15 protein-coding genes are annotated in these 14,632 nt (G+C 74.1%); 10 read left to right on the top strand and 5 right to left on the bottom strand.

What is annotated here, in order from left to right:
* Nucleotides 1-74: 74 nt before the first annotated feature.
* The 3 genes from Q6348_RS12545 to Q6348_RS12555 are packed head-to-tail and all read left to right on the top strand — an operon-like array spanning nucleotide 75 to nucleotide 3,159.
* Nucleotides 75-1,103, top strand: a complete 1,029-nt coding sequence (locus Q6348_RS12545; RefSeq protein ID WP_304601616.1) for a cytochrome c oxidase assembly protein — start codon at nucleotides 75-77, stop codon at nucleotides 1,101-1,103.
* The gene (locus Q6348_RS12550; protein ID WP_304601617.1) at nucleotides 1,100-1,963 is read left to right on the top strand and encodes a cytochrome c biogenesis CcdA family protein; all 864 of its coding nucleotides are present in this window, start codon (nucleotides 1,100-1,102) and stop codon (nucleotides 1,961-1,963) included. Before Q6348_RS12545 ends, Q6348_RS12550 begins: the two co-directional genes overlap by 4 nt.
* Nucleotides 1,960-3,159, top strand: coding sequence for a redoxin domain-containing protein (locus tag Q6348_RS12555; protein WP_304601618.1), 1,200 nt, complete (start codon nucleotides 1,960-1,962; stop codon nucleotides 3,157-3,159). Before Q6348_RS12550 ends, Q6348_RS12555 begins: the two co-directional genes overlap by 4 nt.
* 18 nt (nucleotides 3,160-3,177) lie before the next feature.
* Here the strand turns inward: Q6348_RS12555 and Q6348_RS12560 are convergent, their stop codons facing one another.
* Entirely contained in the window at nucleotides 3,178-4,359 is a 1,182-nt protein-coding gene (locus Q6348_RS12560) for a ThiF family adenylyltransferase (RefSeq protein ID WP_304601619.1), read from the bottom strand.
* A gap of 131 nt (nucleotides 4,360-4,490) precedes the next feature.
* Between Q6348_RS12560 and Q6348_RS12565 the strand changes: the two genes are divergently transcribed.
* Genes Q6348_RS12565 through Q6348_RS12580 form a run of 4 tightly spaced genes read left to right on the top strand, consistent with a single transcriptional unit; the run spans nucleotide 4,491 to nucleotide 7,484 of the window.
* Nucleotides 4,491-4,886: a TOBE domain-containing protein gene (locus Q6348_RS12565; RefSeq protein ID WP_304601620.1), complete on the top strand. Its 396-nt coding sequence runs from the start codon at nucleotides 4,491-4,493 to the stop codon at nucleotides 4,884-4,886.
* Nucleotides 4,883-5,641, top strand: coding sequence for a molybdate ABC transporter substrate-binding protein (gene modA / locus Q6348_RS12570; protein WP_304601621.1), 759 nt, complete (start codon nucleotides 4,883-4,885; stop codon nucleotides 5,639-5,641). The genes Q6348_RS12565 and modA overlap by 4 nt, the downstream gene beginning before the upstream one ends.
* A 20-nt stretch (nucleotides 5,642-5,661) precedes the next feature.
* Entirely contained in the window at nucleotides 5,662-6,438 is a 777-nt protein-coding gene (locus Q6348_RS12575) for an ABC transporter permease (RefSeq protein ID WP_304601622.1), read from the top strand.
* Nucleotides 6,435-7,484, top strand: coding sequence for a sulfate/molybdate ABC transporter ATP-binding protein (locus tag Q6348_RS12580; protein WP_304601623.1), 1,050 nt, complete (start codon nucleotides 6,435-6,437; stop codon nucleotides 7,482-7,484). Before Q6348_RS12575 ends, Q6348_RS12580 begins: the two co-directional genes overlap by 4 nt.
* 8 nt (nucleotides 7,485-7,492) lie before the next feature.
* On the opposite strand, the gene Q6348_RS12585 is transcribed toward Q6348_RS12580, so the two are convergent.
* Both Q6348_RS12585 and Q6348_RS12590 read right to left on the bottom strand, forming a co-directional pair.
* Nucleotides 7,493-8,407 carry a cation diffusion facilitator family transporter gene (locus Q6348_RS12585; protein WP_304601624.1) on the bottom strand — a complete coding sequence of 305 codons (915 nt, stop codon included), beginning with the start codon at nucleotides 8,405-8,407 and terminating at the stop codon, nucleotides 7,493-7,495.
* 101 nt (nucleotides 8,408-8,508) lie between these two features.
* Entirely contained in the window at nucleotides 8,509-9,528 is a 1,020-nt protein-coding gene (locus Q6348_RS12590) for a sodium:calcium antiporter (RefSeq protein WP_304601625.1), read from the bottom strand.
* 210 nt (nucleotides 9,529-9,738) lie between these two features.
* Here Q6348_RS12590 and Q6348_RS12595 point away from each other — a divergent pair, with 210 nt between their 5' ends.
* Nucleotides 9,739-10,425 (top strand): response regulator, encoded by a 687-nt coding sequence (locus tag Q6348_RS12595; RefSeq protein ID WP_304601626.1) that lies wholly within the window; start codon nucleotides 9,739-9,741, stop codon nucleotides 10,423-10,425.
* On the top strand, nucleotides 10,422-11,504 hold the full coding sequence (locus tag Q6348_RS12600; protein WP_304601627.1) for a sensor histidine kinase: 1,083 nt from the start codon (nucleotides 10,422-10,424) through the stop codon (nucleotides 11,502-11,504). Before Q6348_RS12595 ends, Q6348_RS12600 begins: the two co-directional genes overlap by 4 nt.
* Before the next feature lie 48 nt (nucleotides 11,505-11,552).
* Here Q6348_RS12600 and Q6348_RS12605 read toward each other — a convergent pair whose 3' ends face one another.
* Nucleotides 11,553-12,638: a PHP domain-containing protein gene (locus Q6348_RS12605; protein WP_350339668.1), complete on the bottom strand. Its 1,086-nt coding sequence runs from the start codon at nucleotides 12,636-12,638 to the stop codon at nucleotides 11,553-11,555.
* Nucleotides 12,639-13,484, bottom strand: coding sequence for a non-homologous end joining protein Ku (ku, locus tag Q6348_RS12610; protein ID WP_304601628.1), 846 nt, complete (start codon nucleotides 13,482-13,484; stop codon nucleotides 12,639-12,641).
* A gap of 148 nt (nucleotides 13,485-13,632) precedes the next feature.
* Here ku and ligD point away from each other — a divergent pair, with 148 nt between their 5' ends.
* Complete coding sequence (ligD, locus tag Q6348_RS12615; RefSeq protein ID WP_304601629.1) at nucleotides 13,633-14,502, top strand: non-homologous end-joining DNA ligase; 870 nt, start codon at nucleotides 13,633-13,635, stop codon at nucleotides 14,500-14,502.
* Nucleotides 14,503-14,632: the final 130 nt, after the last annotated feature.

Here is a 14,632-nt window from a genome sequence, read left to right on the forward strand (position 1 = left end):
CGAGATGCCCGGGCGGCGCCATCTCCTTACCATCCCGCCATGACTGCGTACGCCCGGAGGGTCGTGCCCGGAGCATGACGCTGGCGTGGGACCCGACGACTCCTCCCCCCGTCGGGCCGATGTCCATGACCGGCCCGATGTGGATGCCCACCCGATCCCCGACGTTCGGGCGGATGATCGCGTGGCACCCGCAGCCGATCCCGCTCTTGCCGGCCCTCGCGGTCGGGCTGCTGGCGGCGTACCTGGTAGGGACCGCCGTCCTGCACCGGCGCGGCGTGCGCTGGCCGGTGCACCGCACCGTGTGGTGGGTGGCCGGGGTCGCGACCCTCCTCGCGGTCACCGGGACCGGGGTGGACGGCTACGGCATGGAGCTGTTCAGCGTGCACATGGTGCAGCACATGGTGCTCAACATGCTCACGCCGGTGCTCCTGGTGCTCGGAGCACCGATCACCCTGTTGCTGCGTGCCCTGCCCTCGGCGGGCGCGGCAGGCCGGGTGCGCCGGGGCCTGCTCAGACTCATGCACTCGCGGTTCCTCACCGCCCTGACCCACCCGATGGTCACGTTCGTGCTGTTCATCACGAGCCTGTACGGCTTGTACTTCACGCCGGTGTTCGACTGGCTGATGAGCACGTGGTGGGGCCACAACCTGATGCTCGTGCACTTCCTCGTCGTCGGGTTCCTGTACTTCTGGAGCCTGCTGGGGGTGGACCCGAACCCGCGACTGTCGCGACGCGGACCTCGGTCACTGCCGAGCCCGATGGTCTCGGTCATGGAGATCGGGGCGACCGCCCCGTTCCACGCCTTCTTCGGCGTCGCCGTGATGATGTCCACCACCCTGCTGGTGCGCTTCTACGCGCACCCGATGCCCGGCTGGGGTGTGAGCGCCCTCGCCGACCAGGCGTCCGGCGGCGGCATCGCGTGGGCGTTCACCGAGATCCCGACCCTGCTCGTCCTCGGTGCCCTGCTCGCGACGTGGCAACGCTCGGACGAGCGCCGCAACCGCGCAGCCGAACGCCGGTGGAAGCGCGGCGAGGACACCGACCTCGAGCGCTACAACGCCTACCTGCAGGCCCTGGCGCGCGCCGACCAGGAGCGCGCATGACCGGCCCGGGCACGAGCCTCGTGGTGTACGCCTTCTCCCTGGGGCTGGTCGCGGCGGTCAACCCCTGCGGCCTGCCCATGCTGCCGGCCTACCTCGCGCTGTTCACCGGGGGAGCGAACGGCGGGTACGGGGCGCGTGTCGCGCGGAGCCTGCTGGCCGGGGGCGGAGTGACCGCGGGGTTCGTGGTCGTCTTCGGGGCGGTCGGCGTGCTGGTCAGCAGCGGTGTGCGGCTGGTCGGCCCGTGGCTGCCGTGGGTGATGGTGCTACTGGCGGCCGGCATGCTGGTCGGCGGGGTCCTGACCCTCGCCGGTCGGGCGCCGAGCCTGCGGCTGCCGCTGCCGGGCTTCCGCCCGAGCCGTTCCGCCGCGGCGATGCTGGCCTACGGGGTGGCGTATGCGCTGGGCTCCCTGAGCTGCTCGCTACCGCTGTTCCTGGCCGCCGTGGGGTCCTCGTTCACCGGCGGGGGGGCGTGGGCCGGTTCGGCGACCTTCCTGGCCTACGCGCTGGGCATGGGCCTGTTCATCACGGCCGCCTCGGTGGCCACGGCGACCATCGGTGCCACGGCGGTGCGGCGCGTGCGGCCCGTGTCGCGCTGGGTGCCCCGCGTCTCCGGCCTCGTGCTCGCCGGCTCCGGTGCCTACCTCCTGTACTACTGGGTGCACGACCTTCGCGACCCCACGGGTGCCACCCCCGCCCTCGTGAGCCGCGTCCAGGTCTGGCTCACGAGCACGGTCGGAGCCGACCCCGCCCGCTCGGCGCTCGTCCTCGGCGTGGTGGTGCTGGCCGGGTTCGCCGTGGTGGTGCGCCGCACCCTGCGAGCACCCGCGGGCGACGACGAGAGAGGTGACCCGACCCCGTGACCACGCAGACCTCCCCGGACGCCGCCCGGGCGCGCCGCGGCATGGCACTGATCTGGGCGGCGGTCGGCCTGACAGTCGCGTTGGCCGTGGGCCTGGTCGTCGCGATGTCGATGTCGCAGCCACGCGCCGCGGCCCTCGCCCAGCCGCCTGCCGCGCCTCACCCACCGGGCATCGACACGGCGACCGCGGACCTGCTCCAGCTGGACGTCCTGCCACCGCCTGCGCTCACCGCCCCCGACCTCGCGCTGAGGGACCAGCACGGGCACCGGGTGAGCCTGTCCTCGCTGCACGGCAAGGCCGTCGTGCTGTCCTTCAACGATGACGAGTGCCCGGACCTGTGCACCCTGCTGGCCCAGGACGTCGTCGCGGCCGACGCCGACCTGGGTGACGCAGCCGGGAAGGTGGTCTTCCTGTCCGTGAACGCCAATCCCGGGCACACCGCCGTCGCCGACGTCGCATCGTGGTCGCGGGCCCACGGCCTCGGCGACATCCCCAACTGGCGGTTCGTGACCGGCACCCCGGCCCAGCTCAAGCGGGTGGCGGACAGCTACCACGTCAACGTCAGCGTCGACCCCGGTACCGGCGAGGTCGTGCACGGCACCGAGCTGTTCTTCATCGACCCGCAGGGACGCGAGGTGGCCATCGGCGAGTTCGGGACTGCAGCGGCCAACACCGCGTCGTTCGCGCACGGCATGGCCCAGATGGCGGTGGACCTGCTGCCCAAGGGCGAACGCAGCCCCGTGGGCGGCCCGACCCCGAGCGGCGGCACCGCTGCCGCCGCGGTGGGCGACCCCGCGCCGGCCCTCCGGCTACCCGGACTCACCGCGGGGACCACGACCTCGATCGGAGGGACGCCCGGGAAGTACACCGTGGTCAACTTCTGGTCCAGCACCTGCACGGCCTGCGTGCAGGAGATGCCCGCGCTGGAGAAGGCCCACCGGGACCTCGGCGACGCGGTGAGCGTGCTCGGGGTCGACGTGGCCGACCCGGGCGACGCACGCGGCTTCGCGCGCACCGCCGGGGTGACCTATCCGCTGCTGTCCGACGCGGCCGGGACGGCTGCGGGGGCCTACCGACTGCCGGGCCTGCCGTTCACGGCCATCATCGGCCCGGACGGCACACTGCTGGTCCGGCACGCGGGCACGTTCACCAGCGAGCAGCTCGAGTACGTCATGTCCACGCTGCGGGGCAGCTGAGGACCCCCGCGCCGGGCATCAGTAGCGCGGCACGGACGGGTCGACGGTGAGGCTCCAGGCGTCGATCCCGCCGACGAGGTGCCGCACCCCGGTGCGTCCGTGGGCCACCAGGTGCAGCGCCGCCTGGACGGAGCGCACCCCGTGGTGGCACATCAGCACCACCGGCCGGTCGGCCGGGACGGCTGCCGGATCCCGGACCAGCTCGCCCATCGGCAGGGGCAACGCACCGGGAAGCGACGCGATCTCCCGTTCCATCGGCTCACGGACGTCGACCACGGTCACCGAACCGTCGGCAAGCAGCCCGGCGAGCTCGGGCGCAGTGATCTCCCCGACGGAGGGGGCGGCCGCGTCGGTCGCGTGCGCGGCACCCGCACCGGCCCGCGCGGCCCCGGACACATCCGTCTCGCCGTGGGCGCCGCCGCGCAGCGGGACCTCGGTCCAGCGGGCCCGGAGCGCGTCGATGAGCAGAACGCGGCCCAGCAGCGGGTCCCCCACGCCCGTGATGAGCTTGACCGCCTCCGTCGCCATGAGCGAGCCCACCTGGCCGCACAGCGCGCCCAGGACCCCCGCCGCGTCACAGGACGGCACCTCGCCGGGCGCGGGCGGCTGCGGGAACAGGTCACGCAGCTGGACCGCCGGGACACCGGCCGGAGGCGCACCCCAGAAGGTCGCGACCTGGGCGTCGAACCGGTACACCGACCCCCATACCTCGGGCAGACCCCACCGCACGCACGCGTCGTTGACCAGGTATCGGGTCTCGAAGTTGTCCGTGCCGTCCACCACGAGGTCGTACTGGGCCAGCAGGTCGACGTTGTCCGCCGTGAGCCTGAGGTGGTGCGTCACGACGTCCACTGCCGGGTCGATCTCGGCGACCCGTGACCGCGCGCTGGCGACCTTCGGCGCCCCCACGTCCGCGACGCCGTGCAGGATCTGGCGCTGGAGGTTGGACAGCTCGACGTCGTCGGCGTCCACGACGCCGAGGCGCCCCACTCCCGCAGCCGCCAGGTACAGCAGCACCGGCGCGCCCAGCCCCCCCGCTCCGACCACGCACACGCGCGAGGCACGCAGCCGCCGCTGCGCGATCTCACCGAGCTGAGGCAGCAGGAGGTGGCGTGACCACCGTCGGACCTGGTCGGCGCTCAGCGCAGGACCGGGGTCGACCAGCGGCGGGATCCGGGATGCTCCATGGGGCGCCTGCACACCGCAAGGCTAGCCAGCCCGCGGCACGGGGCTGCGCACGAGGCCCGACGCCGAGCAACCGTGGCATTTCTCGCGTTTGCGATGTGAGTTCCGATTTCCGGCACGCATGCGCGATGCTCTACCGTTGCGACATGGTGCAGTTGCGTATGAGCCAGGTCGCCGACGTGCTCGGGGTCAGCGCGGACACGGTGCGCCGTCTCGTCGACTCGGGCCGCCTGCCCTCGTCGCGCGACGGCGGCCGGCCCAGACTCGTCGACGGAGCCGATCTCGCCGCGTACCTGCGGGCGGGCCGCGACGGACCGGCTCCCGCGGGCACGTCGGCCCGCAACAGGTTCCGCGGCCTGGTCACCGACGTGCGGACCGACACCGTGATGGCCCAGGTCGAGCTCCAGGCAGGACCGCACCGGGTGGTCTCCCTGATGTCCCGCGAGGCCGTCGAGGAGCTCGGGCTCGAACCAGGGGTCCTGGCGACCGCGGTCGTCAAGGCCACGATGGTTGTCGTCGAGCGGGATCGGGAGCACGAGTGAGGCGCGTGCGGACCCGTGCCGCAGCGCTCGTCGCGGTCCTCGTGGTCGGCGCACTCGCCGGCTGCGGTGCGAGCACGACGCCGCACACCGAGGTCACCGTGCTCGCGGCGGCGTCGTTGACAGACGTCTTCGGGAGTCTCGCGCACACGTTCGAGGCGGACCACCCGGGCACCACGGTGCGGCTCAGCTTCGCCGGCAGCTCTTCCCTGGTCGCCCAGGCCCTGGCCGGCGCTCCGGCCGACGTGCTGGCCACCGCCGACACCGCCACGATGCAGCGCGCCGTCGACGCGGACGCGGTGCGGAACCCGGCCATCTTCGCCGACAACTCCGTCGAGATCGCGGTCCCGCCGGGGAACCCGGCCCACGTGACGGGGCTCGCGGACCTCGCCGACCCGACCCGCACGGTCGCGCTGTGCGCGCCACAGGTGCCTTGCGGGGCGGCCGCACGCGCCACGTTCGCCGCTGCGGGCCTGACCGCGGCGCCGGACACCCTCGAGCAGGACGTACGCGCCGTCCTGACCAAGGTGGAGCTGGGCGAGGTCGACGCGGGGATCGTGTACCGCACCGATGTGGCGGCCGCAGGCGACCGGGTGCAGGGCATCCGCGTCCCGGCGGACGTCGCTGCAACCAACGACTACCCGATCGCGGTCCTCACGCACGCCGCGCACCCTGACCTGGCCGCTGCCTTCCTCGCCCTGGTCCGCTCCTCGACCGGCGCCGCGGTCCTGCGATCGGCCGGATTCGGGACACCGTGAGCGCACGCGCACGAACCCGCATGCCCCGTGGGCTGGGAGCCCTGGCCGTCCTCGGCGCAGCGTTCCTGGTCCTCCCGCCCGCGGCGCTCGTGTGGCGCGCGCCGTGGGGCTCGACGCTCCACCGGCTCGCGGACCCCGCCACGCTCGAGGCGTTGCGCCTGTCCCTCGTCTCGGCGAGCAGCGCGACCGCGCTCAGCCTCGTGCTCGGCGTCCCGCTGGCCTGGTTCCTGGCGCGCTCCGCCGCCCGCCGGGTCCGGCTGCTGCGGGCCCTCGTCACGGTCCCGTTGGTGCTGCCCCCGGTGGTCGGTGGTGTGGCCCTCCTGCTCCTGCTGGGCAGGAGGGGCCTCCTGGGCCAGTACCTGGACGCGTGGTTCGGGGTGCAGATCCCCTTCACGACGCTCGCGGTGGTGCTCGCCGAGGCGTTCGTCGCCATGCCGTTCCTGGTGGTCTCCGTCGAAGGTGCGCTGCGCGGCCTGGACCGCCGGTTCGAGGACGCCGCCGCGACGCTGGGCGCGGGTGCGTGGTACACGGCGCGCCGGGTCGTTCTCCCCGCCGTCGCGCCCGGACTCGCCGCCGGGACGGCGCTGTGCTTCGCCCGGGCGTTGGGCGAGTTCGGCGCGACCATCACGTTCGCAGGGAGCCTGCCGGGCACGACGCGCACGATGCCGCTGGCGATCTACCTCGCGCTGCAGTCGGACCCCGCCGCCGCGATCACCCTGTCCCTGGTGCTGCTGGTGGCCTCCGTGGTCGTCCTCGTCGCGCTGCGGGAACGCTGGGTCCCGGAACTCCGGCCGTGATCGCCGCCAGGCTGCTCGTGCGACGCGCGGGCTTCACGCTGGACGTCGACCTGACGGTCGGTCCGGGCGAGGTCGTGGCCGTGCTCGGGCCCAACGGAGCCGGCAAGACCACGGTGCTGCGAGCTCTCGCCGGGCTGGAGGCCGTGGACGAGGGACGGATCGCGAACGACGACACGGTGTGGGACGACCCTGCGACCGGCGCGTGGGTTCCCCCGCAGGGCCGCGGTGTCGGTCTGGTGTTCTCCGAGCACCTGCTGTTCGCGCGCATGTCGGCGCTGGAGAACGTGTCGTTCGGCCTGCGGGCTCGCCGCGTGGACCGCCGCGCGGCACGCGCCCGCTCGCTCGAGTGGCTGGCCCGGCTCGGCCTCACCGAGCTCGCCGACCGCCGCCCCGACGAGCTGTCCCGGGGCCAGGCCCAGCGCGTGGCGCTGGCCCGGACGCTCGCGACCAGACCTCGGCTGCTGCTCCTCGACGAGCCTCTCGCCGCGCTCGACGCCACCGTGCGCGGCGAGGTGCGACGGCACCTGGCCGACTACCTGCGCGGTGAGCACGGCGGCTGCCTGCTGGTCACTCATGACCCGGTCGACGCGACCCTGCTCGCCAACCGCGCCGTCGTCCTGGAGGACGGGCATGTGACGCAGGACGGCACGCCCGGCGAGCTCGCCACGGCACCCCGCACCGCGTGGACGGCGAAGCTGCTGGGTGTCAACGTCTATCGCGGCACGAGCGACGGTGCGCGGGTGTCGTTGGACGGCGGGGGCACGCTCACCGCGGCGTCGGCACCCACCGGTGCGGTGGTGCTCACCGTCTCCCCCGCGTCGGTCGCCGTGCACCGGGACCGCCCGGCCGGTTCACCGCGCAACGTCTGGCCCGTGACGGTCACCGCCGTCCAGCAGACCGGGCACACGGTGCGGCTCACGCTCGAGGGGACACCCCCGATCTCGGCCGATCTCACCCCGGGTGCGGTCGCCGAGCTCGGCCTCGCCGCGGGAGCGCACGCGTGGGCGTCGGTCAAGGCCAACGAGGTGCGCGCGGAAGCGCGGTGACCCGCATGTCAGCCGTGGCCGGTGGTCTCGTGCCCGGCGTGCGTCTCCGGTTCGAGCTGGAAGGTGGAGTGCTCCACCGAGACGTCGAAGTGCGTCGCGAGGCACTCCTGGAGCCGGTCCAGCAGGTCCGGGGCGTGGCCGGACGTGAAGCAGTCCATCTCGACCACGACGTGGGCGGTGATGACCGGGAGCCCCGTCGCGATCAGTGAGGCGTGCATGTCATGCACGTCGCGCACGTGCTCCAGGCGCACCAGGTGGCTGCGCACCTCGTCCAGGTCCAGGCCGGGCGGCACCGTCTCCAGGAGCACGGCGACGGTCTCCCGGAGGATCTTGAGGGCCCGGGGCACGATGAGGGCGCCGATGAGGAGCGCGGCGACGGCGTCCGCCCGCTGCCAACCCGTGGTCGCGATGACGACGGCGGCGATGATCACACCGAGCGAGCCGAGCGCGTCGTTGAGGACCTCGAGGAACGCGGCTCGAAGGTTGAAGCTGCCGGAGCGGTGGCTCGCCAGCACGGCGATCGAGACCAGGTTGCCCACCAGGCCCACGACGCCGAACACGATGAGCTCGGTCGACGGGATGTCGGGCGGCTCGATCAGCCGCCGCACGCCCTCGACCAGCACCAGGATTCCGACGGCCACCAGCACGGCCGCCTGGCCGAGCGCGGCGAGGACCTCGGCACGCCGGAAGCCCCACGTCCGCCGTGACGTCGGTGCCCGCAGCGCGAGGCTCGCGGCCAGCACCGCGACCGCCAGGCCGCCGGCATCCGTGAGCATGTGCGCAGAGTCCACGAGCAGCGCGAGGCTGCCGGTGACCACGGCACCGACGACCTCGGCGACCAGGATCACCACCGTCACGGCGAGCGCGATCGCGAGCCGTCCCCGCTGCTCCCGCCCGCCGGGCGGGCCGTGGTCGTGCCCCATCAGGTCTCCTCGTCACGTCCGGTCGCCACCCCGACGACCTCCCGTCCCGCCGTCCCGGGCTCAGGGGTGCGGCGTCGGCGTCACATGGCGACGGTAACGCGTCACGCTCGGGCCGCCACCACCGCGAGCGCGACCGTCCCGGCGTAGAGCACGGGGACCGAGACACCCTCGAAACCGATCCCCCGCCGGTCCCGCATCACCAGGCCGGCCGCCAGCACCACCGTGATCAGTGCCGTGCCGCCGAGCAGGACCAACGCCTCCGGTCCCGCCGCCTGGTAGACGCTCCCGCTCCGGTAGGACACGTCGGACACCGCGATGAGCAGGGTGTCGAACACGTTGCCGCCGATGATGTTCCCGACGGCGAGCGTCACCGCACCCATCCGCACCGCCGCGATCACCGTGACCAGCTCGGGCAGGGACGTGATCGCCGTGGTGATCGTGAATCCCGCGACTCCGCTGGGGATGCCCGTCGCGGCGATCAGGGCCAGGCCCGACTGGCCGATCACGAAACCCACGACCCCCACCACCAGCGCGAGGCTCGCCAGGCGCCCCCACAGCACGCGCGTCGGCGTGGTCGACGGCGGCTCGGGCTCGTCCACCGAGGTCTCGCGGGTTCGCACGGGCCGCCACATCGGCTCGGCCCGCATCCGGCGCAGCAGCACCAGTCCGTAGCCGTAGAACAGCGGGATCAGGAGCGTCACGGGGTGCACCCACCCGACCACCAGGTCCGGTGTGGCATACGCGATCACCGGCAGCGACAGGAGCGCGACCAGCACCAGGGCCTGCATCAGGTTCTCGAGGGACGCTGCGGCGTGCTCGAGGTTCACCCTCCGGTGCACGAGGTCGGCCACGGCGAGCCACACGGTCTGGACAGCGACCCCGCCCACCGGGTTCGCCAGGGCGAACGCGGCGTCACCGGCCAGGCCGCCCGTCACCGTGGTCACGACGCCCGGCAGGGACGTGACCGCCCCGAGCAGCAGAGCACCGCCGATCGCCTCGCCCAGACCGGTGCGGTCGGCGAGCTCGTCGGCGACCCGCGCCAACCGGGAACCGGCCAGCCAGATCGCGACGGCGCAGCCCACCAGCACCAGGGCGTCCGCCCACCAGGGCCATGCGGTCACGGCACGGTCCCCGAGTCGCTGATCATCGGTCGAGTCTGCTGGTAGTTCCCGAGACCGGCCAGCGCTGGCGGCTTCACGGATCCTTCATCGCCGCACCGTCGGCCCCCTCACACCGGGAGCCGAGACTGGGGCACGGTCACCCGCGCACGCAGCGACGCGGACCGCACCGACCCGCGCCGCTACCCTGCACACGAGTACCCGGGAGGTCCGATGCCCACCGTCCTGGTCGTCGACGACGAGCCGCACATCCGCGACGTGCTGCGCGGCTACCTGACCGCGGACGGGCACCGCGTGCTCGAGGCCGGCACCGGCGAGGAGGCCCTGGCGACCCTGGCGCGCGACACGGTCGACCTCGTGCTGCTCGACATCATGCTGCCGGGCATCGACGGGCTCGAGACGCTACGCAGGGTGCGCACCACGAGCGACGTCTTCGTCATCCTGGTGACGGCGCGCGCCGAGGAGGTCGACACCCTAGTCGGGCTCGCCGTGGGCGCCGACGACTACGTCACCAAGCCGTTCAGCCCGCGCGAGGTCGCCGCGCGCGTGTCGGCGGTGCTGCGGCGAGATCGCGGACCGGCTCCCGAGGCGGACGTGATCGCGCACGAAGGGTTCGTCCTGGACCGCGCGCGGCACGAGGTCAGCGTGGACGGCACCCCCGTCGAGCTCTCCCCGCTCGAGTTCGACCTGCTCGCCGCGCTGGCCGCCGCGCCGGGCCGGGTCTACTCGCGGGCGCAGCTGCTGCGCCAGGTGTGGGGCCAGGACTGGTTCGGCGACGAGCGGGTGGTCGACGTGCACGTCCGCTCGATCCGCTCGCGGCTGGGCGACGACGCGAACGACCCGCGCTTCGTGGCCACCGTGCGCGGGGTGGGCTACAAGTTCGTCGGCAGGCCCCGGTGAACGCGCGCCTGCCGGTCCGGCTCGCCGCAGCGTTCGCGACCGTGCTGGCGATCGGCACGTTCACCTCGCTCGTCACGGTCCGGCTGCTCGCACCGCAGCTGTTCAGCACCCGCATGGGCATGACCATGGGCCGGATGATGGGCGGCCGCGGCGAGGCCGCCGGTACGCGCGAGGCCTTCATCGCCGCGCTGAACCAGGCGCTGCTGGTGGGCACCCTCATCGCAGCCGTCATCGCGGGGGTGGCCGCGGTGCTGCTGGCGCGTGGCGTGCTGCGGCCGCTGGACCAGGTGCGTGCCGCGGCCCGCCAGATCGCCGCCGGACGCTACGACGTGCGGGTGCCGGCGCCGGGCGAGCCGGAGATGGCCGCCCTCGCCGACGACGTCAACACGCTCGCCGGAGCGCTGGCGGACACCGAGACCCGGCGCGTGCAGCTCCTCGGCGAGGTCGCGCACGAGATGCGGACGCCGCTGACCGGGCTGAGCGGCTACGTCGAGGGGATGGTCGACGGCGTCTTCACCGCCGACGACGCGACGCTCACGGCGATGAGCGAGGACCTGCGTCGGCTGCGGCGGCTCGCCGACGACCTGTCCGCGCTGTCCCGCAACGACGAGGGCCGCCTCGCCCTGGCCCCCGAGCCGTGCGACCTCGCCGACGTGGTCCGCCGCACCTGCGCGCGGTACGCCCCGCAGCTCGCCGAGCAGGGCGTCGAGCTGCGGGTGCACGCCGTGGCGCCGCTACCCACGGTCGCCGACGAGGAACGCATCGGCCAGGTGCTCACCAACCTGCTGACCAACGCCGCGCGCGCCACCGGCCAAGGCACCGTGAGCGTCGAGGCAGCCGCCGAGGGCGCGTCGGTCCGGGTGAGCGTGACGGACCAGGGCGTCGGGCTCGCCCCGGAGGACCTCGAGCGGGTCTTCGAGCGCTTCTACCGGGTGCCGGGCGCAGCGCGCGGTGAGGGGTCCGGGATCGGCCTGACGATCGCCCGCGGGATCGCGCGGGCGCACCGCGGCGACCTGGTGGCTCGGTCCGCAGGGCCGGGGCGAGGGGCGACGTTCGTCCTGACCCTGCCGGCGCGCTGACCGGCCCGCGCTGACCGGCCCGCGCCCGACGACCGGCCGGGCGGGCGCTCAGTGCCGGTGGGTCCACTCCAGCAACCGGCCGACGGGCCAGGTGGTGACCACCCGGTCCGGGTCCACGCCGTGCACGGCCAGCCGGTCGCAGCCGTCCACCAACCAGTCGAGCTGACCCGGGGCGTGCGCGTCGGAGTCGATGCTGAACAGGCAGCCGGCCCGCGCGGCGACCGCGATGAGCTCGTCGGGCGGGTCCTGGCGGTCGGGGCGGGCGTTGACCTCGACCGCCACGTGGTGCTCCGCGCACGCGGCGAACACGGCCTCGGCGTCGAACTCGCTCGGTGGGCGCGGACGCCCGCGCACCCGGCGGCCCGTGCAGTGCCCGAGCACGTCGGTGGCGGGGTTCGAGACGGCCGCGACCATCCGTCGCGTCATCGCCGCCCGGTCCATCCGCAGCTGCGAGTGCACCGAGGCGACCACGACGTCGAGCTCGCGCAGCAGCCCCGGTGCCTGGTCCAGGCCACCGTCGGCGAGCACGTCCACCTCGATCCCCGTCAGCAGCCGCAGCGGCCGGTCGCCGCAGTCCAGCACCGTGTTCATGGCGGCGACCTGGGCGATCTGTGCCCGGAGCCGGTCGGCGGACAGGCCGTGCGCGACGGTCAACCGCGGCGAGTGGTCGGTGATCGCCTGGTACTCGTGGCCGATGCGGACCGCCGCCAGCGCCATGTCCGCGATGGGGGTCGCGCCGTCGCTGGCGTCGCTGTGTGCGTGCAGGTCGCCGCGCAGACGGCCGCGCAGCTCGCGGCCGGCGTCGGTGGCGCCTGCCAGGCGCCGCGCCAGGTCCGACTCGAGCGCGGCGAGCGCCTCCGGCGTCCGACCGGCGAGCACGTCGACGATCACCGCCGCCGTGCTCGACCCGACGTCCGGCAGGCCCGTCCAGGCACCCGTCCCCCGGAGCTCGGCCCAGGCACCCGCGTCGAGGTCACGGACGCGGTCCCCTGCCCGCCGGTACGCCGCGGCGCGGTACTCGGCGGCCTGGGCGCGCTCCAGGAGGAACGAGATCCGGTGCAGGGTCGAGACGACCTCGTCGCGGCCCGGCTCGTCGGCCGGGCCGGGCGCGGGGCCGCCCGGGTGCACCCCCACTCAGGACGCCCGGCGGCGGCCGGGCTTCTTCTTCGTGCCGCCCTCGTCCTTGGGGGTCTCGCCGCGGTCCGCCCGGGCCTTCTCGACGCTGCGCTGGAGGGCGGAGAGCAGGTCGACGACCTCTCCACCGGACTCGCCGCCCTCGGCGGCCGGCGCGGAGACGACCTCGCCCGTGGAGACCTTCTCCGCGATGACCGCCTCGAGCGCGTCGGCGTAGGAGTCGGAGAACTGCGACGGGTCCAGGTCCATCGCCATCGAGTCGACCAGCGACGACGCCATGGTCCGCTCGGCGTCCTTGATCTCGACCTCGGTGCCCAGCACGCCGAAGTCCGCGTCGCGCACCTCGTCCGGCCACAGCAGCGTCTGCAGGCAGATCACGTCGCCGCGCACCCGCAGCACCGCCATCGACTCGCGCTGCCGCAGCGCAACGGTGACCAGCGCGACGCGCTCGGTGGACTGCAGGGCCTCGCGCAGCAGGATGTACGGCTTCACCGCCGCCGCATCGGGCTCGAGGTAGTAGGTGCGCCCGAGCGTGATGGGCTCGACCTGGGTCTCGGGCACGAACCCCTGCACCCCGATCTCCCGCCCGGCGCTCAGCGGGAGGGCCTCGAGGTCCTCGTCGGTGAGCACGACCATCTGGCCGTCGTCGGTCTCGTAGCCCTTGACGATCTGGTCCGCCGGGACCTCCTCGCCGTCGATCGAGCAGACCTTGCGGTACCGGATCCGGCCGCCGTCGGTCTCGTGCACCTGGTGCAGCGCCACGCTGTGCTCACCCGTCGCGGCGTACAGCCGGACCGGGACGTTGACCAGCCCGAAGGCCACCGCGCCCTTCCAGATCGCGCGCATGAGGTCCCTCCTTGGCGCCCGCGGGGTGCCCGTCGTGTCCTCTTCTGGGCAGGATGGTCCACATGCGCCGCGCTCGCCACCCCGGCAGGCCACATGACCTGCATGAAGACCCCCGGCGATGGGGCGCGCCGGCCGGGGGCGGTCGAGCGTGACGGAGCAGTGGGTGCAGGTGGAGGGCCGACGGGTCCGGTTGAGCAACCTCGACAAGGTGCTGTGGCCCGCGACGGGGACGACCAAGGGCGAGATGCTGCAGTACTACACGCAGGTCGCGCCGGTGCTCCTGCGGCAGCTCGCCGACCGTCCGGTGACCCGGGTGCGCTACCCGGACGGCGTGGCGGCCGACCGGTTCTTCGAGAAGAACGTGCCCGCAGGCACACCACGCTGGGTGCGCCACCACTGGCTCCCGGCCAGCCCCGGGGACGACGACGGCACCGTGCTGGACCTGCCGGTCCTGGACTCGCTGCCCGCGCTGGTCTGGGCCACGAACCTCGGGGCGATCGAGCTGCACACCCCGCAGTGGCGGGTCGGGCCCCGCGGGGGCGTGCGCGCGCCGGACAGGCTCGTCGTGGACCTCGACCCCGGTCCGGGCGCAGGACTGGTCGGCTGCGCGAAGGCGGCGCACCTGATCGCCGAGCGGCTCGCCGACGACGGCCTGACCGAGGTGGTCCCCGTCACGAGCGGCGGCAAGGGCATGCAGCTGTACGCGACCCTCGACGGTTCACGCGCCGCGACTGCGGTGCACGCCTACGCCCGGGACCTGGCGCGCGAGCTGGCCTCCGCCCACCCGGACCTGCTGGTGGCGACGCAGAAGAAGACCTCCCGCCCCGGCAAGGTGCTGCTGGACTGGTCGCAGAACCATCCCGCCAAGACCACGATCACCCCGTACGCGATGCGCGGGCGCGAGCACCCCACCGTCGCCGCGCCGCGGACCTGGGACGAGGTCGGCCCGGACCTGGACCAGCTCACCTGGGAGCAGGTCCTCGCGCGCCTGGACCACGTCGGCGACCTCATGCCCTGACCGCCCGCCTCCGCCCGGCCCCACCCACGCGGCGAAGGGCGGCCCACGCGGCGAAGGGCGGCCCAGACGTCACGGCCCGCACGGGCGTCCGGCATCCGGACGGCAACGGGTCCGGGGCCGGCGCCGGCCG

The organism is Actinotalea lenta, assembly GCF_030586465.1.
Classification (GTDB): Bacteria; Actinomycetota; Actinomycetes; order Actinomycetales; family Cellulomonadaceae; genus Actinotalea; species Actinotalea lenta.